Annotated in this window: 17 protein-coding genes and 4 tRNA genes; 4 read left to right on the top strand and 17 right to left on the bottom strand. The window is 59.2% G+C overall.

Annotated elements, in window-relative coordinates:
• Positions 1-20 precede the first annotated feature (20 nt).
• A complete protein-coding gene (locus PXT33_RS13865; protein WP_005937868.1) occupies positions 21-344 on the bottom strand; it encodes a rhodanese-like domain-containing protein in 324 nt (107 codons plus the stop codon).
• A gap of 129 nt (positions 345-473) precedes the next feature.
• Here PXT33_RS13865 and PXT33_RS13870 point away from each other — a divergent pair, with 129 nt between their 5' ends.
• On the top strand, positions 474-932 hold the full coding sequence (locus tag PXT33_RS13870) for an Rrf2 family transcriptional regulator (RefSeq protein WP_005937871.1): 459 nt from the start codon (positions 474-476) through the stop codon (positions 930-932).
• 70 nt (positions 933-1,002) lie between these two features.
• Positions 1,003-1,078: transfer RNA gene (locus PXT33_RS13875), tRNA-Trp, on the top strand.
• A gap of 132 nt (positions 1,079-1,210) precedes the next feature.
• Here the strand turns inward: PXT33_RS13875 and PXT33_RS13880 are convergent.
• From PXT33_RS13880 to PXT33_RS13910, 7 genes are all read right to left on the bottom strand, one after another.
• A tRNA-Thr gene (locus PXT33_RS13880) sits at positions 1,211-1,286 on the bottom strand.
• Positions 1,287-1,289: 3 nt separating this feature from the next.
• Positions 1,290-1,366, bottom strand: a tRNA-Asp gene (locus PXT33_RS13885).
• A 212-nt stretch (positions 1,367-1,578) separates the two neighbouring features.
• Positions 1,579-1,654 (bottom strand) — tRNA-Thr (locus PXT33_RS13890).
• Between the two features lie 240 nt (positions 1,655-1,894).
• Entirely contained in the window at positions 1,895-3,271 is a 1,377-nt protein-coding gene (locus PXT33_RS13895; protein WP_005937878.1) for a sigma-70 family RNA polymerase sigma factor, read from the bottom strand.
• 70 nt (positions 3,272-3,341) lie between these two features.
• Entirely contained in the window at positions 3,342-4,301 is a 960-nt protein-coding gene (gene ymfI, locus PXT33_RS13900; RefSeq protein ID WP_332376800.1) for an elongation factor P 5-aminopentanone reductase, read from the bottom strand.
• 263 nt (positions 4,302-4,564) lie between these two features.
• The gene (locus tag PXT33_RS13905; RefSeq protein WP_332376801.1) at positions 4,565-5,047 is read right to left on the bottom strand and encodes a nucleoside deaminase; all 483 of its coding nucleotides are present in this window, start codon (positions 5,045-5,047) and stop codon (positions 4,565-4,567) included.
• A gap of 10 nt (positions 5,048-5,057) precedes the next feature.
• Positions 5,058-5,447 carry a CPBP family intramembrane glutamic endopeptidase gene (locus PXT33_RS13910; RefSeq protein ID WP_332376802.1) on the bottom strand — a complete coding sequence of 130 codons (390 nt, stop codon included), beginning with the start codon at positions 5,445-5,447 and terminating at the stop codon, positions 5,058-5,060.
• 210 nt (positions 5,448-5,657) lie between these two features.
• Between PXT33_RS13910 and PXT33_RS13915 the strand changes: the two genes are divergently transcribed.
• Complete coding sequence (locus PXT33_RS13915) at positions 5,658-6,515, top strand: DegV family protein (protein ID WP_332376803.1); 858 nt, start codon at positions 5,658-5,660, stop codon at positions 6,513-6,515.
• A 154-nt stretch (positions 6,516-6,669) separates the two neighbouring features.
• On the opposite strand, the gene PXT33_RS13920 is transcribed toward PXT33_RS13915, so the two are convergent.
• The 8 genes from PXT33_RS13920 to PXT33_RS13955 all read right to left on the bottom strand — a co-directional run bounded on the left by PXT33_RS13920 (position 6,670) and on the right by PXT33_RS13955 (position 16,009).
• Positions 6,670-7,443, bottom strand: coding sequence for a TSUP family transporter (locus PXT33_RS13920; RefSeq protein WP_332376804.1), 774 nt, complete (start codon positions 7,441-7,443; stop codon positions 6,670-6,672).
• Positions 7,444-7,492: 49 nt separating this feature from the next.
• Positions 7,493-8,344 (bottom strand): serine hydrolase, encoded by an 852-nt coding sequence (locus PXT33_RS13925; RefSeq protein ID WP_097774416.1) that lies wholly within the window; start codon positions 8,342-8,344, stop codon positions 7,493-7,495.
• Between the two features lie 22 nt (positions 8,345-8,366).
• Positions 8,367-9,356, bottom strand: coding sequence for a dipeptidase (locus tag PXT33_RS13930; RefSeq protein ID WP_332376805.1), 990 nt, complete (start codon positions 9,354-9,356; stop codon positions 8,367-8,369).
• Between the two features lie 15 nt (positions 9,357-9,371).
• A complete protein-coding gene (locus PXT33_RS13935) occupies positions 9,372-12,674 on the bottom strand; it encodes a DEAD/DEAH box helicase (protein ID WP_347070394.1) in 3,303 nt (1,100 codons plus the stop codon).
• Between the two features lie 161 nt (positions 12,675-12,835).
• On the bottom strand, positions 12,836-13,228 hold the full coding sequence (locus PXT33_RS13940; RefSeq protein WP_005937910.1) for a metal-dependent transcriptional regulator: 393 nt from the start codon (positions 13,226-13,228) through the stop codon (positions 12,836-12,838).
• 186 nt (positions 13,229-13,414) lie between these two features.
• Positions 13,415-13,969 carry a Fe-S-containing hydro-lyase gene (locus PXT33_RS13945; RefSeq protein WP_332376808.1) on the bottom strand — a complete coding sequence of 185 codons (555 nt, stop codon included), beginning with the start codon at positions 13,967-13,969 and terminating at the stop codon, positions 13,415-13,417.
• A 12-nt stretch (positions 13,970-13,981) separates the two neighbouring features.
• Complete coding sequence (locus tag PXT33_RS13950; protein WP_005937916.1) at positions 13,982-14,821, bottom strand: fumarate hydratase; 840 nt, start codon at positions 14,819-14,821, stop codon at positions 13,982-13,984.
• A gap of 15 nt (positions 14,822-14,836) precedes the next feature.
• Positions 14,837-16,009 carry an NADP-dependent malic enzyme gene (locus PXT33_RS13955; RefSeq protein ID WP_097774410.1) on the bottom strand — a complete coding sequence of 391 codons (1,173 nt, stop codon included), beginning with the start codon at positions 16,007-16,009 and terminating at the stop codon, positions 14,837-14,839.
• Between the two features lie 354 nt (positions 16,010-16,363).
• On the opposite strand from PXT33_RS13955, the gene PXT33_RS13960 reads away from it, so the two are divergent.
• Positions 16,364-17,521 (top strand): trigger factor, encoded by a 1,158-nt coding sequence (locus PXT33_RS13960; protein WP_332376809.1) that lies wholly within the window; start codon positions 16,364-16,366, stop codon positions 17,519-17,521.
• Positions 17,522-17,793: 272 nt separating this feature from the next.
• On the opposite strand, the gene PXT33_RS13965 is transcribed toward PXT33_RS13960, so the two are convergent.
• Positions 17,794-18,441: a hypothetical protein gene (locus tag PXT33_RS13965; protein ID WP_332376810.1), complete on the bottom strand. Its 648-nt coding sequence runs from the start codon at positions 18,439-18,441 to the stop codon at positions 17,794-17,796.
• Positions 18,442-18,509: the final 68 nt, after the last annotated feature.

Consider the following 18,509-nt stretch of genomic DNA (forward strand, 5'->3'; position numbering starts at 1 on the left):
GGAGTTATCCTTCTTTCTTTTTAAAAATGCCCTTCAAAGTCGCCCTCGATCTCATAGGGCCAGCTCAGGATGCCGCCCAGATCGTACAGGCGGGTGTAGCCAAGGCTTTCCAGCTTGCGCACGGCATCGGCACTGCGGCGGCCGGTGCGGCAGTAGACCAGCCATACAGCGTTCTTATCCGGCAGCACCTCAGCCGCACGGCTCAGCACCTGACCCAGCGGCAGCAGCTTTGCGCCGGGGATGTGGCCCACGGCAAACTCGTCCGGCTCCCGGACATCTACAGCAGCCGCCTCGTGTGCATCCAGCAGACGGATGGCATCGGCAGCCGTGATCTTCTCACTCATACTCTCACTCCTTATAGTATCCTTTTATCCATCCTATGATAACAGACCTTTTTTGTTTGCACAAGAGGATACCTTTGCAAAATCCGAGCAACGTGCTATACTATAGGAAGCAATAAGGAGAGGATCGCCATGAAATTTTCGACCAAAAGCCGTTATGCCCTGCGCCTGATGGCCGAGCTGGCACGTTATGCGCCGGGCACCACCGTGAGCCTGAAGGAGATCAGTGAGCGGCAGAACCTGAGCCTGAAATATTTGGAGCAGATCGTGACCCCGCTGGCCCGTGTGGGCCTTGTAAAAAGCGAGCGCGGCAGTCAGGGCGGCTACCGCCTGACCAAAGCCCCTGCCGACTACACCGCCGGCGAGATCCTGCGCGCCATTGAGGGCAGCGTGGCACCCATTCCCTGCCTTGGCAGCGAGACCAACGAGTGCCCCATGTGGGAGCAGTGCTTCACCCTGCCCTTCTGGACCGGCCTTGATGAGGTGATCAACCAGTATATTGACAGCGTAACGCTGGAACAGCTTTCCAGCCAGCTGCCTGCATCCGATAAAAAAGAAGGCTGTTGCAGCTGCGGCACGAAAAATGCCTGAATCTTGAAAGAAACGCTTGACATTCGCCTTTGCATCGGCTATAATAACAAAGCATTCAGCGAATGCCTATAGGGGTATAGCTCAGCTGGTAGAGCAGCGGTCTCCAAAACCGCGTGCCGTGAGTTCGAAACTTACTACCCCTGCCATAAACGCACAGGTTCTTCGGAGCCTGTGCGTTTTGTTTTTGTACGCAAAGTAATCCGCACTCCGTCAGCCTGCTTTTGCAGTCATACAACAAAAAAACACCCCGAAGTCCTAAGGCTTCGAGGTGTCTGCTATGGAGCTGCTATCCAGATTCGAACTGGAGACCTCATCCTTACCAAGGATGCGCTCTACCAACTGAGCTATAGCAGCAAATGGCGACCCGGATCGGGCTCGAACCGACGACCCCCAGCGTGACAGGCTGGTGCTCTAACCAACTGAGCTACCGGGCCATGATCGCTCAAGTTTCGCGCGGCGCTTACCGCCGGAACGTGCTTTATTATATCGAAAAAGCGTCCGCTTGTCAAGCATGAATTTACGAAAAACGCAAAAAAGCCTGAAAGAGCCGTTCAAAGCCCGCTCTGCCCTGTTCCGGACCCGCACAGCAGAAACGATTTACAAAAGAAAAACGCCCCGAAATCTTTCGACTTCAGGGCATCTGAGCTGGAGCTGCTATCCAGATTCGAACTGGAGACCTCATCCTTACCAAGGATGCGCTCTACCAACTGAGCTATAGCAGCGCAATCACAGCTCAGTTATAATACCACAGTTTCCACCGTTTGGCAAGAGGTTTTTGCAAAAAAATCTGGATTTTTGCAAAAAAGTCGTTTTTTACGAAAAAACTCCCCCAGTCTGCTTACGCAGACAGCCCCCTCGGAGATGGGGCCTTTGGCAGTACGGACAACTTTCCGGTTTTGCCAAGGGCTCCCTCTCTGAGGGAGCTGGCATCGCGCAGCGATGACTGAAGGAGTCTTACTTTATCACTCGATCAGGCCGTTCAGCAGGGACAGGCACTTGCGGCTGTGCAGCTTGCGGATCGCCTTTGCCTCGATCTGGCGCACACGCTCACGGGTAACGCCAAAGTCACGGCCAACCTCTTCCAGCGTACGGGGACGGCCATCGTCCAGACCAAAGCGCAGGCGGATGACCTTCTCTTCACGAGGGGTCAGGCTCTTGAGAGCCAGATTGATCTGCTGTGCCACCATAGCGCGGTCTGCGGCCTTGCCGGGGGCTTCGGCGTTTTCGTCTGCGACGAAATCGCCCAGAGAGGAATCTTCTTCCTCACCCACGGGGCTTTCCAGACTTGCCGGCTCCTGTGCCATGCGCTGGATCTCGCGCACACGCTCCACGCTCATATCCATAGCCTTTGCCAACTCTTCCGGGGTCGGCTCGTGGCCGTTCTGGTACACCAGCTGGTTGGTGGCCTGACGCATCCGGTTGATGGTCTCCACCATGTGCACCGGAATGCGGATGGTACGGGCCTGATCCGCAATGGCACGGGTGATGGCCTGACGGATCCACCAGGTTGCATAGGTGGAGAAGCGGAAGCCGCGGTCACAGTCGAACTTCTCGGCAGCCTTGATCAGGCCGATGTTGCCCTCCTGGATCAGATCCAGGAATGCCAGATTGTGGCCCACATGCTTTTTGGCAATGGACACCACCAGACGCAGGTTCGCTTCGCTCAGGCTGCGGCGGGCGTTCAGGCCATCGCGGCGGGTCTTGAGCAGCTCAGCGCGCTTTTCGTCGCTCAGGGGGCCGTTCTCCACAGCCTCCATAGCTTCCTCTTCGGCAGCCTTTTCCTCGGCATCCTCGCTGGGCTTCTCGTTGCCCTCCTCGTCCAGATCTTCGGTATAGCTGCGGCTGTTCTCATCCTCTTCAAACGAGAAACGGGCGCTGTTCTTTTTGATGTACTCCGGCCCGCCGTACTTCTGGCGGTCGGCCTGCAGGATGTGCGCCGCCTCGGCACCGGCATGGATGCGGCGGCTCAGCTCCACCTCCTGCTCCGCGCTCAGCAGCGGGATCTGGCCGATCTGCTTGAGGTAGTTCTTAACGGGGTCGTCCAGCAGTTCGTCCATGGCAGCCTTCAGGTCTGCAGGGTTCTCCTCGCTCTGCTCTTCCTCGTCCTCGCTGATGCCCATATCATCGTTGTTGTTCTCGGCATTCTCGACCTCGGCCATGATGCTGTCCACATCCAGCGTAGGCTCTGCATCCTCTTCCAGAACCTTGATGCCGCGTTCTTCCAGAAGGGTGTAGAGCGTTTCCTCATCCATTCTGCACTGTGCAGCCAGCGCCTTGGCCTCCTTGGCCGAAATGGTGCCTTCGCCTTTCGTCAACAGTTCCTTTAAAGTCATGCCCATTTTGCTCTCTCCTTCTTGCTCCGGGGATGCTCCCGCCGGGGGAAATCCTGTAATAAAGTGTTCCTGCGCATCAGATCACAAGTCCTCCGTTCACGCCGAACACCTGACCGGTGATGTAGCCCGCACCCTCGCCGGCAAGGAACACCAGCAGCTGCGCCACTTCGTCTGCGCTGCCAAGACGGCCCACAGGGGTCTCTTCGGCCAGCGCGGCCTTATCCTCGGCGGTGAATGCTGCCATCATATCGGTATCAATGACCCCGGGCGCAACACAGTTCACTGTGATGCCGCTTGGGCCTTCTTCTTTGGCCAAAGCCTTGGTCAGGCCGATCAGGCCTGCCTTTGCTGCAGAGTAATGCACCTCGCAGCTGCCGCCGGTCTGGCCCCACATGCTGCTCACGGTCAGGATGCGTCCGGCCTTGCGGCGGATCATACCCGGCAGCGCCAGTTGACACAGGTGGAACGCACCGGTCAGGTTCACGTCCAGCATATGCTGCCACTCTTCCGGGGTGATGTCGGTGAACAGCTTCTGCTGGGCGATGCCCGCATTGCTCACCAGCACATCCACACGGCCCAGTGCCTGTTCTGCGGTGCGGAACGCAAGCTCGCAGCTGGCGCGGGACGCCACATCGCACTGCACGGCGGTGATGCCGGGCAGCTGTTTTTCCAGCTCTGCAGCGGCTTTGGCATTGCTGTGGTACAGCACCGCCACGCGGTAGCCCGCCGCATAGAACGCCCGGGCCGCAGCGGCACCAATGCCGCGGTCGCCGCCGGAGATCAGCACACAGCGGCCATTGGCTGCTGCCTGCACGGTAGGTGCAGGTGTTTTCTCCGGCTCTTCCTGCACAGACTCCGGCATTTCCGGCTGCGGCGCAGGCTGGGGCTTTTCCAGCACCATCACCCGGGTGGGTTCGTCCACCACGGGTGATGCCGCCTTTGGCTTTGGCGGCACGGGCGGCTCCTGTGCAGCCTGTTCCGGCTGCGGCTCCTCACCCGACAGATTGAACGTCAGTTCAAATTCATCTTCGTACAAGAGTATAGTCCTCCTGTCGTGATCTCTGCACTGCAAAGGTATGCCGTGCAGGAGATGTCTGTGCGGCCCATCGCCGTCCGTTCAGCGTCCATTTCTTATCCGGTCAAAGTCCGGTGCTCGGCGCGGCAGACAGCTGCATAAGATGGGTTTCGACAAAACACCATTAAATAATATAGCACAATTTGCCGAAAAAAGAAAGTGGAAGCCGCCTACTTTTTCACGCAGCTTCCACTTTTTTACGGTTTCTTCATATTCCGTGCCGGTCATACAGGCGGTTTCCACTTCGGCCGGGCCGCAAGCCGTGCCCGCAGATCCTTGAAAAACGCCTGCAAAAGCGCCTGTGCTTCCTCTGCGCGCAGCCCCTGCTCCACCACCGGGTGGTGGTTGAAGGGCATTGCAAACAGGTCAGTCACACTGCCGCAGCAGCCCGCCTTGGTGTCTGCCGCGCCGTATACCACCCGCCGGATGCGGCTGTTGATGATGGCCCCGGCGCACATGGGGCACGGCTCCAGCGTGACGAACAGCTCGCACTCCCACAGCCGCCAGCCGCCCAGCTTTTTGCAGGCGGCATCAATGGCCAGCAGCTCTGCGTGATGCAGTGCGTTTTTTTCGGTCTCGCGGGTGTTGTGGGTGGCAGCTACCACCTCGCCGTTGCGGGCCACCACGGCCCCCACCGGCACCTCGCCCAGTGCAGCCGCCTTGCGGGCTTCTTCCAGCGCAAGGCCCATCAGTTCAGAATCGGTCATAGGTTCCCCTTTATCCTGCTGCAAAAACCAGCAGATTATTCAATGTATGCAAAAGCATCCCCGGCCATACCCTGCCGGTGCGTTCACGAAGTGCGCCCAGCACAAGGCCGCAGCCAAGCGCCCACGCCATGCCCGCCGGGGTGCCGTGCTGCACCGCAAACAGTACCGCCTGCAGCGCCGCGGCCTGCCATCTGCCCAAGGGCTGCGCCAGCTGCTGGATGACCCCGCGGAACACCAGTTCCTCCACGACAGGTGCAGCGATGCAGTGGTGCACAAAACTCAGCGCCCGCACATCCCACGCCGGGGCAGGCAGAAATGCCAGCACTTTGCCTGCCAGCAGGTAGGTCAGTGCGCAGCCGAACGCAGCCAGCAGCGCCCTTGTTTTTGCCTTTTGCTCCATGGCCTGCCCTCCCTGCCGTGCGGTTCTCAGCGCCTATCTTATCATAAGCAGCGGCTTTTATGCAAGTATTTTGCGCTGGGACGAAGCAATTTTCGCTCAGGCAATTGACTTTTCCCTGTGGATTCTGGTATAATGTTTCCCGACGTTTTGTTGCAAAGCGTCGGGAAACATGACTTGAATTTGTTTTTACCGGAAATCCGGAGGTATTTTATGATCCGTATTCTCACCGATTCTGCGTCCGACATCCTGCCCGCCGAAGCCGAGCAGCTGGGCGTGACCGTGATCCCTCTGAACGTGACGCTGGAGGATGGCAGCATCCTGCGGGATGGCATCGACATGACCCCCACCGAGTACTATGCCCATCTGGCCAGCTGCCGCAAGCTGCCCACCACCAGCCAGCCCAGCCCGGAGCTGTTCGAGAAGTTCTATCTGGAAGCCGCTGCCGCCGGGGACGAAGTGCTGGGCATCTTCCTGTCCCACGAGCTGTCCGGCACATGGCAGTGCGCAAAGCTGGCCGCAGACCTCGCCAATGTAGACAACGTGCTGTTTGTGGACAGTGCCACCGTGTGTCTGGGCGAATCGCTGCTGGTGCGTCTGGCCGTGCAGCTGCGTGACGCAGGCAAGACGCTGGTGCAGATCGCCACCGATCTGGAGCACGCCAAGGAGCACCTGCATCTGGTTGCCGCAATCGACGATCTGAAGTATCTGCGCAAGGGCGGCCGTCTGCCTGCCGCTGTGGCCGTCGCGGGCGGGATGCTGGGCATCAAGCCCCTCATCACCATCAAGGACGGTAAGGTAGCCATGGCCGGTAAAGCCCGCGGCCTGCCCGGTGCCTATGTGGCCCTGTTCAAGAAGATCGAAGAGCTGGGCGGCATCAGCCCGGACTTTGCCGCTGTTGCCGGTTATTCTTCCAGCCTGCGGGAAGTGCAGCCCATCGAGAACTACTTCCGTGAAAATCTGCACATAGGCGAACCGCTGGTGCGCCAGATCGGCTGCGTCATCGGCACCCACGCAGGCCCCGGTGCATTTGGTCTGGCATTCTTTGACAAAGGGCTGGTGCTGGAATAAGCGACCACCGAAAAAAGATCATCCGAGCAAAGTCGGGCAGCCTGCGGGCTGCCCGGCTTGTTTTTGCAGCGGGAAACGGGCGCAAACTCCCTCAGTCAAAACCTGACGGTTTTGCCAGCTCCCTCGGAGAGGGAGTCTCTGGCGCGCCCGGCGCTCACAGCACTGCGTCCGAGATGAGCTTGCCCAGCAGCAGCACCAGCACCACCAGCATCATGGGACGGATGAAGCGCGCACCCTTTTTCAGGGCGAAATGGGACCCCAGCAGGTTGCCCAGAATGTTGCTGACGGCGCAGGGGATGCCGATGTGGAACACCACCAGACCGTTCATCAGATAGGTGAACAGGCTGGCGTAGTTGCTGGCAAGATTCAGCACCTTGCCGTTGCCGTTGGCGGTGCGCAGGTCAAAGCCCATCAGGGTGGTAAAGGCAATGATGGCAAAGGTGCCGGTGCCCGGGCCCACGATGCCGTCGTACAGGCCGATGCCCAAGCCGATGCCCAGCGCCAGCAGGGTCTTTTTCAGGTTCAGGGTGCCGTCGTCCCGGTTCTGGTCCGGCAGGTCGCGCTGCCACAAAATGACCACCGCCGCCACTGGCAGGATGAGGAACATCATGGTGCGCAGCAGTTCATCGCTGAGCAGCAGCACGATATGTGCCCCCAGTGCACTGCCCGCAAAGCTGCCAATGGCTGCAAGGATGCCCACCTTCAGGTTCATTGCACCGTTTTTGAAAAAGTTGACTGTGGCAAAAGTGGTGCCGCAGGCGGCGCTGAATTTGTTGGTAGCATAGGTGTAGTGGGGCGGCAGCCCGGCAAACAGATAGGCCGGCAGGCTGATAAGACCGCCGCCTCCGGCTGCCGAATCCACAAAGCCTGCAAAGCCCGTCATCAGAACGAGAAATGCCATCATCCATGGCGAGAGCGTGATCCCCATTGTTATAATTTCCTATATTTTTCCAGTTTTTTGTTTTTGCACGTGCATTTCAGGACAGGGATAGCCGTCCCTCACAGGCCAGCACCTGATCCAGGATCATCCGCGAGACGCGGGCACCGTACACCATGGCGGGGTGTTCATTGTACTCGATGATATCGTGAAAGTCCTTGTTCATCAGCACGATGACATACTCGCCGTAGGGGGTGTGGACGATGCCGCCGTCGTTGCGGCAGGCGTTCATACTGCCGCTCTTGCTGGCTACCCAGATCAGCTCCGGCGCGCCGGTCTCCTCGCAGTCGAGGTAATACTGCGGGAAGTCGTGGGTCAGCATGGTGTTGTAGTGCTGCTGGCGCAGGATGGCAAGCATCTCCGCGCTGGCTTCCCGGCTGACAAGCTCCCCTTTTGCAATGCGGGCGAACAGCGCCGCGTAGTCGCGCGGCGTGGTGGTGCCAAGCCGGCGGTAGCGGTCAAAGTGCAGCGGATTGTGCAGCACAGTATGCGCAAAGCCTAGCTCCCGGATGCAGGCGTTGATGGTATCCAGTCCCAGATAGTCGATGATCATATTGGTGGCGATGTTGTCCGAGCAAATGATCATCATGGTGGCGGTGTCCTTCACCTTGAGCTTTGCGCCCACGCCCAGCGCGCGCAGCATACCGCTGCCGTCCACGAACTGGCTCTGCTCATAGGTGATCTCTTCGGCAAGGTCTGCTTTGCCGCGCTGCGCCTGCAAATACAATGCAGCGAGAATAAACGCCTTGATGGTGGATGCCGTCTCAAATTCTTCGTCCGCGCCCACCTCCACGGTATGGCCCTGCAGGTCGTCCACGAACACGCTCATTTTGCCCTGATAGCAGTACAGCTCCGCAGCAATGCGCTTTTCCAGCGTCATGTTTTTATCCATATCGGCATATTCTCCGTTGTTATTACAGGTTTTCCTCAAAAAAGCGCATGGCATTGCGGTAGTAGATACCTTCCACCTCGTCCTCAGTAAAGCCCTCTTTGCGCAGGGCATCCGCCAGCAGCGGCAGGAAGGCAGCATTTTCCAGCTGGTGGGGGCCATCGATGCCATCAAAATCGCTGCCAAGGGCAATCATCTGTGCACCGCCTACCTGCTTATAGTGGGCTGCATGCTTTGCGATCAGCTCCACCGTGCTGCGGCAGTTTTCCGGGTGGGTGGGGTCGGTGTCCAGAAAGGGCGCATAGTAGTTCAGGCCTGCAATGCCGCCACGCTCCGAAAGGGCGCGGATCATCTCATCGGTCAGGTTGCGGGTGTGGGGTGCCAGTGCACGGCAGTTGGAGTGGCTGGCCGCAAAAGGCCGGGTGCCGTGCTCCACGATATCCCAGAAGCCCTTGTCCGAAAGGTGGCTCACATCCACGATCATGTGCATCCGTTCCATCTCGGCCAGAAATTCAAAGCCCTTCCCGGTCAGACCCTTTTCGGTCTGGGGCACCAGCACGCCGCCGGGGTTCCGCTGCGGGCTTGCCAGCTCGTTTTCGTGGTTCCATGTCAGGGTCATCATGCGCACGCCCAGCTCATACATCCGGCGTAGCACCCCCGCGCTGCCCTTGCAGCAGGCGCCTTCCTCGATGGTGAGCATCCCGCTGATCTTTCCCGCCGCAGCATTCCGGCGGATGTCCGCCGCCGTGTACACCGGAGCAATTTTTTCCGGGTATGCCGCCATGATACGCTTGAACTGGTCGATCTCTTCCAGCGCTGTCACCAGCGGGTCCGCTCCGGGTGTCTTATCACCCAGATTGACGAATGCTGCAAAGCACTGCAGCAGATAGTCGCCTTTCTGTAATTTTTCAAGGTCGATATGCAGATCGTTCTGCGCGAAGCTCTTGGGCCGGCCCGCATGTTCGGCTTTGCGCAGCTCGCTGAGGGTATCGCAGTGCAGATCCCAGACTTTCATGATGTTTTCTCCTCTTTATTCCTCTTGCAACAGCTGCAGCAATTCCTCTGGTTTCATGGACAGGATCGCTCCGTCTGCCGAGCCGGTGACCGTCTCGGCAAGGTCCTGCTTTGCCTGCTGCAGCTCCACGATCTTTTCTTCAATGGTGTCCTGCGCAATGAGCTTGTACACCTGCACCGGATTGCGCTGGCCGATGCGGTAGGCGCGGTCGGTGGCCTGATTCTGCGCAGCCACGTTCCACCACGGGTCGTAGTGGATGACGATATCTGCCGCCGTCAGGTTCAGGCCGGTGCCGCCCGCCCGCAGCGAGATGAGGAACACGTCCGCTTCGCCGCTGTTGAACCGGCGCACAAGCTCTGCACGCACCGGCTTTGGGGTGGAGCCCTGCAGGGTAAAGTGGCTCACGCCCGCTTCGTCCAGCCGTTTTGCCAGCAGTTCCAGCATGGAGGTGAACTGGCTGAACAGCAGGATGCGGTGTCCGCCCTCCACAGCAGCCGTCACCAGCTCCATGCAGGCTTCCAGCTTGGCACTGCCGCCGTCCCAGTTGTCTGCCACAAGGCGCGGGTCGCAGCAGATCTCCCGCAGGCGCATGAGCACTGCGAACACCGCCATTTTATCCTCCGGCTTTGCAGCGCGCAGCTTTTCCCGCGCGTCCACCACAGCGGCAAGGTAGAGCTTGCGTTGCTGCTCGTCCAGCTCGATACGGTGGAGATTCTCGGTCTTGGGGGGCAGCTCTTTGAGCACCTCGGACTTCATGCGCCGCAGGATGAACGGCCCGGTGAGCTGGTTCAAACGGCGCAGTGCGTCTTTGTCGTCCTCCTGCACGATAGGCTTTTCAAACCGGGCGCAGAAGGTCTTGTAGGGCGGCAGATACCCCGGCATCAGGAAGGAGAAGATGCTCCACAATTCGCCCAAGCGGTTCTCCACCGGGGTGCCGGTAAGGGCAAACCGCACTTTGCTGTTCACCCCGCACACCGCCTTGTACTTTTGGGTAGTGTGGTTCTTGATGGCCTGCGCTTCGTCCAGAATGCAGGCGTAGAATTGCTGCCCGCTGTAAAGCTCCTCGTCCCGGCGCATCAGGTCATAGCTGGTCACCACAAGGTCGGCTTCCGCCCACTGCTTTGCCAGCTCTGCCCGGTGAGCAGCGTCACCGTCCACAGCCACGCAGGAAAGCTGCGGCGTGAACTTCTGGCATTCCTCCTGCCAGTTGAGCACCAGCGATGCCGGGCAGACGATGAGGCTGGGCAGGCACTGGCCGCTTTCCTTCATGGCCAGCAGGTAGCTGAGCACCTGCACGGTCTTGCCAAGGCCCATATCGTCGGCCAGAATGCCGCCCATGCCGTAGCCGTCCAGCGTGCGCAGCCAGCGGTAGCCATCCCGCTGGTACTTGCGCAGCACATTGTGCAGGCTTTCCGGCGGAGTATACTCGCTGTCCTTCACGGCGTGAAAGCTGCGGCTGATGCGGCGAAACGCATCGTCGCGGTTGAAACGCAGGCCGTTCTGGCCCGAGAGCGCCCAGTCGAGACTGGGTGCACGGTAGAGCGGCAGCTCGGCGTGGCCGCTCTTGAGCTTGGCCCCGGAAAGTTCCAGTGTATCGTTCAGTTCGTCCAGCCCTTCCAGACTGTCGTCCAGCCGTAGCAGACGGCCGTCCCGCAGGCGGTGGTAGCGCTTTTTCTGGTGCAGGGAACGCAGCAGGTCTTTCAGCTCTGCCACCGGGAACTCGCCGGTATCCACTTCCAGATCCAGCACACTGCCGTGCACCGAAACGCCCACCGTGATGCGGGGCGGCGCGGCCTGCAGGCTGCGGAAGGCATCCGTCAGGTATACTTCACCCTCGGCCAGCAGGGCCGGCACGCCCTCCTCCAACATGCGGTAGATCTCGTCCTCGTCAGCGGTGCCGTACACTTCCTCTCTGCCGTCCACACCGGGCTGCAGATAAGAGGCCAGCAGCCGCTTTGCCCGGCTCTCGGCGCGCACATCCCGCAAAAGCCCTGCCGGAGACGGCACGAACGGCGTGACCTTATCCTCTCCGTACAGAAATTCCGCGTGGGCCTCAATGCGGAAGCTGTCCGGTGCGTCCAGATAGAACTGCACCACCGGTTCCAGCGGGATCTGGTTCAGCAGCAGACGTTCCGGGTCCACGATGTTCAGCTTGCTGCCCAGCTCCGGCAGTACATAGCTGCAAAAGGCCGTGGCATCTGCGCTGGTAAAGAACAGGCTTTTGCCGCCCAGCGCCTGCAATGCGGGCAGGATGCGGGTGCACCCGGGCCGCTGCAGCCGCCAGAGCGTATCCTCGCTGAACAGGTAATCATAGTCAAGGCCCTGCACAGCGAAAAGTGCGGGTTCGCCTTCCACCTGCACACCGCCGCGGCGGCGCTCCACGGTCATGGTAATGACGGGCAGACCTTCCCGCAGCTCGTACCCGCCCAAAGAACCGGTATGCTCGTACAGCTGCACAAGGTCATCAAAGATCTCGCCGGTCAGGATCATGCCTCCCGCCGGGCCTTGTTCGGCCCCGCCGTACACTCGCACGGCGGCTTTGTCCATGCTCTGCCTTGCGTTCACCTGACGGCGCAGCAGCTGCAAAAGCGCACGGGACTCTTCATCAAAGGCATCCCACCGGTGCACAAAAGCCAGTGCCTTGCCGTAGCTGACGCTTTTGCCCATCTCGACGGCTTCCATCAGGTTCGGGATGCTTTTTACCACATACTGCCGCCCGCCGTCCGAGATGCGCAGCCGCAGCCATGGCTGTGCGCCGGGCACAAGGGTCAGCTCCGGTTCCAGATGGGCAAAGCCGGTGCGCTGGGCGGTCTCGTCCACGCCAAGGTTTTCAAGGGCTGCTTCCTTATAGGTATCCAGCAGCCTGCGGGCCTCGTGATCCGACACCGGCGTTTCGCCGTGCCACTTTTTGCCAAACAGCATTTCCAGCCCGGAGGCATAGCTGTCCCGCCGGGCCGGTTCCGGGGCAAGGCCCGCCGCGCCGCGCACAACACCGGGAATCGCATCCGGCTTTGCCGCCGGTGCAGGGGCATTCTTTTCGGCATCGTCCAGCAGCAATGCGCCGATATGCTTGCAGTAGGTGCCCTCGCCGTTCTGGTTATACGGGCAGCTGCAGGACGCACTGACAAAGCTGCCGTTCTCCCGCAGCCATGCCTGCGTATAGTAATAGCTGCCGCCGCTGCCCTGTACCATGGCCGAAATATGCCGCACGCCATCGGCGTTCACGGTGCAGGTGCTCTGCTGGATGCGCTTGCGGTATTTCTTGGCCCGCTCAAAAATGTTATCGCCCAAAAGCGTGCGGATCTCGTCTGCATCCATGGCTGTTTCCTCCCGGTTTGGCTGTAAAACCTTCTTATCTTATAAGAATACCGCACCCGCACCCCGGATGCAAGAGGGATCTGCCGCCCAATTTCCATACAAAAAAATCCCGCTCCTTTTCAGGAACGGGATCATTTTACGATCTTGGAATGCTGCGGGGATCACTTGACAGTCTTGCCAAGCTCAGCATCCGTCTCAATGGCGCGCTCACGGATCTTTTCCAGCGTCTGCTCACTGAGGATATGCTCTGCCTTGCAGGCATCTTCGGCGGCGGTCTTTTCGTCCACGCCCAGCTGCATAAAGAAGTGGGTCAGCAGACGGTGACGGCTATAGATGCGCTCTGCGATCTCGCGGCCCGGTGCCAGCAGGGTCAGGTTGCCCTCGCCGTCCACCGCGATATAGCCGTTCTCGCGCAGCTTCTTCATGGCAATGCTGACGCTGGCTTTGGTAAAGCCCAGCTCATTGACCACATCGATGGAGCGCACACGGCCCATCCGCTGGGTGAGCATAAGGATCGTTTCAAGATAATCTTCTGCGGATTGGTGGATCTGCATGGTATGTTTGCCTCCTGTCTGTGCCGGGATGCAAAGCACCACGGTTTCATATAGTACAAGATATCACACTTTTTGCCGATGTGCAAGCAATTCGCGGAAGTTTGTTAAAACAAACTAAATTTATCCTACGCAAATCTGCTGTTTTGCCGGTTTTTAGTCGGCCGCGTTTTGTGCAAAGGCGATAAATTATTTTGCTTCCAGATATGCCGCCGGGCCGGACTGGTACAGATCGCCGCCGTGGGCATCCAGGATCACCGTCAGCGGCATATCTTTCACAGTCAGGCGGCGCACGGCTTCACAGCCAAGGTCCGGCCATGCGATCACTTCCAGCGTCTGCACGCTTTTTGCCATCAGCGCACCGGCCCCGCCAAGCGCTGCCAGATACACAGCCCCGTTGCGCACCACAGCTGCCTTGACCGCATCGTCCCGCTTGCCCTTGCCGATCATGATCTTATTGCCAAGGTCCAGCAGGCGCGGGCTCATGGCATCCATGCGGCCGCTGGTGGTGGGCCCTGCCGAGCCGATCACCTGGCCCGGGCGTTCCGGCGTGGGGCCAACGTAGTAGATGGCGCTGCCGGTCAGATCAAAGGGCAGCGGTTCGCCTTTTTCCAGTGCTTCGGTCATCCGCCTGTGGGCCTGATCGCGGGCGGTGTACACCACACCGGAAAGCAGCACGGTGTCGCCCGCCTTGAGCGGGGCAAGTTCCTCGGCCGTGCAGGGAGTCGTCAGTCTGTATTCCATCTTTGCCCCTCCTTACAGTTCCGCGCTTGCACGGCGGGTCACATGGCAGGAAACATTCACCGCCGCAGGCAGGCCCGCCACATGGGTAGGCATCTGCTCAATGGCAAGGCCCAGACAGGTGGTCCTGCCGCCAAAGCCCTGCGGGCCGATGCCCAGCTCGTTGATGGCGGCAAGCAGCTCCTGCTCCAGCTGTGCGTAATAGGGGTCCGGGTTTGGCACATCCAGCGGACGCAGCAGGGCCTTCTTTGCCAGATACGCCACCTTGTCAAAGCTGCCGCCCACGCCGATGCCCAGCACGATGGGCGGGCAGGGGTTGGAGCCTGCCAGCTTCACCGTGTCCAGCACGAACTTTTTGAAGCCCTCCACGCCGTCGGCGGGCTTGAGCATTTTGATCTGGCTCATGTTCTCGCTGCCAAAGCCCTTGGGTGCCACCGTGATGCGGCAGCCCTCGCCGTCCACCAGATGCACTGTGATGGCCGCCGGGGTGTTGTCGCCGGTATTGCCCCGGCGCAAAGGGTCTGCCACGATGCTCTTGCGCAGGTAGCCGTCGGTGTAACCCCGGCGCACGCCCTCATGGATGGCAGCTTCAAAGCTGCCGTCAATGTGCACATCGGTGCCAAGCTCCACAAACACGCAGGCCATGCCGGTATCCTGACAGATGGGCAGGTTTTCTTCTTTTGCGGCGGAAAGGTTCGACCACAAAAGGTCGAGAGTGCTCTTCGCCAGCGGCCACGGCTCTTCCTGCCGGGCCTTGTCCAGCGCCGCCTGCACGTCCTGCGGCAGGCGGGTGTTGGCTTCGATGCACAGCCGTGCAACGGTATCCGTGATCTCCTGTGCGGAAATGGTTCTCATAAACGCTTCCTCCGCTTACAGACGGGCAACGCCGGTCTCGCGGGCAGCCTTTGCCACGGCATTTGCCACAGCTTCGGCCACGCGGGGGTCGAACGCGCCGGGGATGATGTTCTCCTCGCTGCGGTCGGCATCGGTGATGAGGTCGGCGATAGCGTAGGCGGCGGCCAGCTTCATCTCATTGTTGATGTCCCGGGCGCGGACGCTCAGTGCGCCCTTGAACAAGCCGGGGAAGCACAGCACGTTGTTCACCTGATTGGGGAAGTCGCTGCGGCCGGTGGCCATCACCCGCACGCCGCCGGCCTTGGCCTCGTCCGGCATGATCTCCGGGGTGGGGTTGGCCATGGCAAAAACGATGGCATCCTTGTTCATGGTCTTGCACAGCTCAGTGGTCAGGATGCCGGGCTTGGAAACGCCGATGAACACGTCGGCACCTTCCAGTGCTTCCTTCAGGCCGCCCTTGATCTGACGGGGATTGGTCACCTCACCCAGCCAGTTCTTGTGGGCTTCGGCGCTGTTGCAGCCCTTGTACAGGGTGCCGAACTGGTCCACTGCAATGATGTCCTTTGCACCGGCGGTCATGAGCATCTTGATGATGGCAGTACCGGCAGCACCGGGGCCGTTCAGCACGATGTGCACATCTTCCATCTTCTTGCCCACCACACGCAGGGCGTTGATGAGGGCAGCAGTAACGACGATAGCAGTGCCGTGCTGGTCATCGTGGAACACAGGGATGTCCAGCTCACGCTCCAGCGTTTCTTCGATCTCAAAGCACTCGGGGCTCTTGATGTCCTCCAGATTGATGCCGCCAAAGGTGGGCGCAATGGCCTTGCAGGCAGCAATGACGCTGGCTGCGTCGTGGGCATCGATGCAGATGGGGAAGGCATCCACGCCGCCGAACTCCTTGAACAGCACCGCCTTGCCCTCCATGACCGGCAGACCGGCTTCCGGGCCGATATCGCCCAAGCCCAGCACGGCGGTGCCGTTGGAAACGACAGCCACCATGTTGCCCTTGAAGGTGTACTTATACACGTCGTCGGGGTTTTCCTTGATCTTGCGGCAGGGTTCGGCCACGCCGGGAGTGTAGGCGGTGGACAGGTCATCGCGGGTGGCAACCTCCACCTTGCTTACGATGCCCACCTTGCCCTTGTGGGTCTCGTGCATTTCCAGAGCAGCTTTATTGTAATCCATTTGAATTTCCTCCAAAATCTTACCGTCCTCGCCCTCTCCATTGCACAGCGATGACGGAAGGAGGAACTCCTCCAGTCTCGCATACGCTCGACAGCCCCCTCAGGGAGGGGCCTTATGTTCCCGGGAAGGCTCACTTATTTTTATTGTAACAGAACCGCCCGCCCATTTCCACCGGTTTTGGTCACTTTTGCGCCTGTAGACGGGCAAAAGTGATACAAACCCGCCGCAGGATTTGTGGAAATTTTGCAAAGAACTTTCCTTTTGCCGTCAGAACGTATATAATAAATGGGTATCTGTTCTGCCTGTACCGGTCTTTTGCTGTGCATCAGGCCGATTTTTATGGAGGTATTTCTTTTGAAAAACAACACCAAAAAACTCCTGTGCATCCTGCTGGCCATCGCCGCGGCGGTGTGCGTCATTTTTGCCTGTTTCATGCTGACAAAGCACAAGCAGGCCGACAGCGCTTCTTCGGCTGCCGCATCCGTCTCGCAGTTTGGCTCTGTTGCCGACTTCGACTACGAGGCCTTTGATTACAGCGATGGTCTGGACGAAAACGGCTATTGGAGCGGCATCAAAGCGCTGGACTATGTGACCCTGCCGGAGGACTTCGGCTCCATTGCCCTGAAGGAGAACGACCTGACCCCCACCGAAGATGAACTGCAGCAGCAGGTGGACAACCTGCTGAACCAGTACACCTCTTCCCAGCCCGTTACCGGCCGTGCCGCCCAGAGCGGAGATGTTGCCAACATCGATTACACCGGCACCGTGGACGGCGTGGCCTTTACCGGCGGCACTGCCACCGGCTACGACCTGACCCTTGGCAGCGGTTCCTTCATCGATGGCTTTGAGGACCAGATCATCGGGCACAATGTGGGCGATACCTTTGACGTGACCGTCACCTTCCCGGACGGCTACGGTGATTCCACCGATGCCGAGGGCAACACGATCACCCTCAGCGGCAAGGAAGCCGTGTTCAGCGTGACGCTGAACTCCATTTCCGAAAGCGTGACCCCCGAGCTGACCGACGAGTGGGTGGACTCCAACTTTGGCACCAGCGATGATCTGCACACCGTCGATGCCCTGCGCAGCTACTTTAACGATGCGCTGTATGCCACCAACTACGAGAACGCCATCGTGGACTACCTGATGTCGAACTCCACCTTCAAGGAGCTGCCCGGCGAGATCACCAGCTATTACATCCGCATGTTCCTGAACTACTACAACCAGTACGCCACCGCCTACGGCATGGATCTGAATGCTTTTGCCCAGACGCAGGGCTACACCGATGCCGATGCCATGCTGGCCGCATCCGACGCTTACTTTGAGCATCTGGCAAAGCAGGACCTGATCCTTCAGGCCGTGGCCGAGACCAAGAGCCTTGCTCCCACGCAGGAAGAGCTGGACGACGCCAACAGCACCTATGCCGACACCTACGGTGAGAACCGTGCGCACCTGAACGCCCTGCAGTCCTGTGTGCTGGACTGGCTGGAAGAGAATTCCACCGTAGCGTAAAAACACAAGAACCATTTAGAATGCCCTCCGCTTTGCTCTGGGCATATTCAGAGGATAATTTATCTTTAATTTGCAGCTCCGAAAAGCCTGCGGGCTTTTCGGAGCTGCTTTTTCACAGGAAGGGCCGGAGCTTTCAGATGCTGTTTTTCTTTGCGGCCCCTTCTGTGAAAAATGCAATACCGGACAGACCGCAGTCTGTCCGGTATTGCTCTAATAAAAATTAGTATTTCCGCTATTTATGCCCAGAGCAAAGCGGAGGGCATTTCAGATCGTCAGGCTTTTTCTTTCTTCCCGCCGTTCAGCTTCCAGAGCAGCCATGCATAGAAGTAATTCATCAGCAGGATGACAATGCACCACAGCACCGACGCCTGCACGCTCTGGTCATACACCTTCATGAAGGGATATGGCCCATCTACCACGCGCTGGATGTTCAGCCACAAAATGATGCCGCCGTACAGCACCGTGGGCAGCAGCGCCCACTTGACCGTACTGCGGGGCAGGCGCGGTGTGCGCTCCAGCAGCACAAAGGAGAAGATGGCCGCCAGCGGGTTGAGCAGATGATGGTACAGCATGGAGCTGGTGCACAGCATGATGTACCAGCCGTTGCCGTCCTCATACATGGGACCCAGCACGAACACCACCGTGAGAAAGGTCATGGTCAGGCAGCAGGTGGCAATGTACTTGAGGGTGTGCAGCCAGTGCGGCAGTTCCCTGCCGGTAAAGATGCACACCAGCTGGCCCACCGCCACCATGGCGCAGATGCAGGCCGAAAGGATGTTGGAATCCTCGGTGTAAAAAATGAACATCTGCTCTTTGCCCCAATCCCAGCTCATGGGCAGGGCAATGGGCTCCGCCCAGACGATGAACAGGTTCAGTGCGATGGAGAGCAAGCGGCGCACTGTATCAGCAAATTTTTTCATGGAAAGCCTTTCCGTCTTGTAATATTTCCTCGAAAATTTGAAAAAGGGCAGGTCTCCCTGCCCTTTTT

This window comes from Faecalibacterium taiwanense (assembly GCF_036632915.2).
Lineage (GTDB): Bacteria > Bacillota > Clostridia > Oscillospirales > Ruminococcaceae > Faecalibacterium > Faecalibacterium taiwanense.

Excerpts from the sequence above, each read along its gene's own strand:
- PXT33_RS13865 (WP_005937868.1), bottom strand. The coding sequence starts at position 344 with ATGAGTGAGAAGATCACGGCTGCCGATGCCATCCGTCTGCTGGATGCA.
- PXT33_RS13870 (WP_005937871.1), top strand. The coding sequence starts at position 474 with ATGAAATTTTCGACCAAAAGCCGTTATGCCCTGCGCCTGATGGCCGAG.
- PXT33_RS13895 (WP_005937878.1), bottom strand. The coding sequence starts at position 3,271 with ATGGGCATGACTTTAAAGGAACTGTTGACGAAAGGCGAAGGCACCATT.
- PXT33_RS13905 (WP_332376801.1), bottom strand. The coding sequence starts at position 5,047 with ATGACCGATTCTGAACTGATGGGCCTTGCGCTGGAAGAAGCCCGCAAG.
- PXT33_RS13910 (WP_332376802.1), bottom strand. The coding sequence starts at position 5,447 with ATGGAGCAAAAGGCAAAAACAAGGGCGCTGCTGGCTGCGTTCGGCTGC.
- PXT33_RS13915 (WP_332376803.1), top strand. The coding sequence starts at position 5,658 with ATGATCCGTATTCTCACCGATTCTGCGTCCGACATCCTGCCCGCCGAA.
- PXT33_RS13920 (WP_332376804.1), bottom strand. The coding sequence starts at position 7,443 with ATGGGGATCACGCTCTCGCCATGGATGATGGCATTTCTCGTTCTGATG.
- PXT33_RS13925 (WP_097774416.1), bottom strand. The coding sequence starts at position 8,344 with ATGGATAAAAACATGACGCTGGAAAAGCGCATTGCTGCGGAGCTGTAC.
- PXT33_RS13930 (WP_332376805.1), bottom strand. The coding sequence starts at position 9,356 with ATGAAAGTCTGGGATCTGCACTGCGATACCCTCAGCGAGCTGCGCAAA.
- PXT33_RS13935 (WP_347070394.1), bottom strand. The coding sequence starts at position 12,674 with ATGGATGCAGACGAGATCCGCACGCTTTTGGGCGATAACATTTTTGAG.
- PXT33_RS13940 (WP_005937910.1), bottom strand. The coding sequence starts at position 13,228 with ATGCAGATCCACCAATCCGCAGAAGATTATCTTGAAACGATCCTTATG.
- PXT33_RS13945 (WP_332376808.1), bottom strand. The coding sequence starts at position 13,969 with ATGGAATACAGACTGACGACTCCCTGCACGGCCGAGGAACTTGCCCCG.
- PXT33_RS13950 (WP_005937916.1), bottom strand. The coding sequence starts at position 14,821 with ATGAGAACCATTTCCGCACAGGAGATCACGGATACCGTTGCACGGCTG.
- PXT33_RS13955 (WP_097774410.1), bottom strand. The coding sequence starts at position 16,009 with ATGGATTACAATAAAGCTGCTCTGGAAATGCACGAGACCCACAAGGGC.
- PXT33_RS13965 (WP_332376810.1), bottom strand. The coding sequence starts at position 18,441 with ATGAAAAAATTTGCTGATACAGTGCGCCGCTTGCTCTCCATCGCACTG.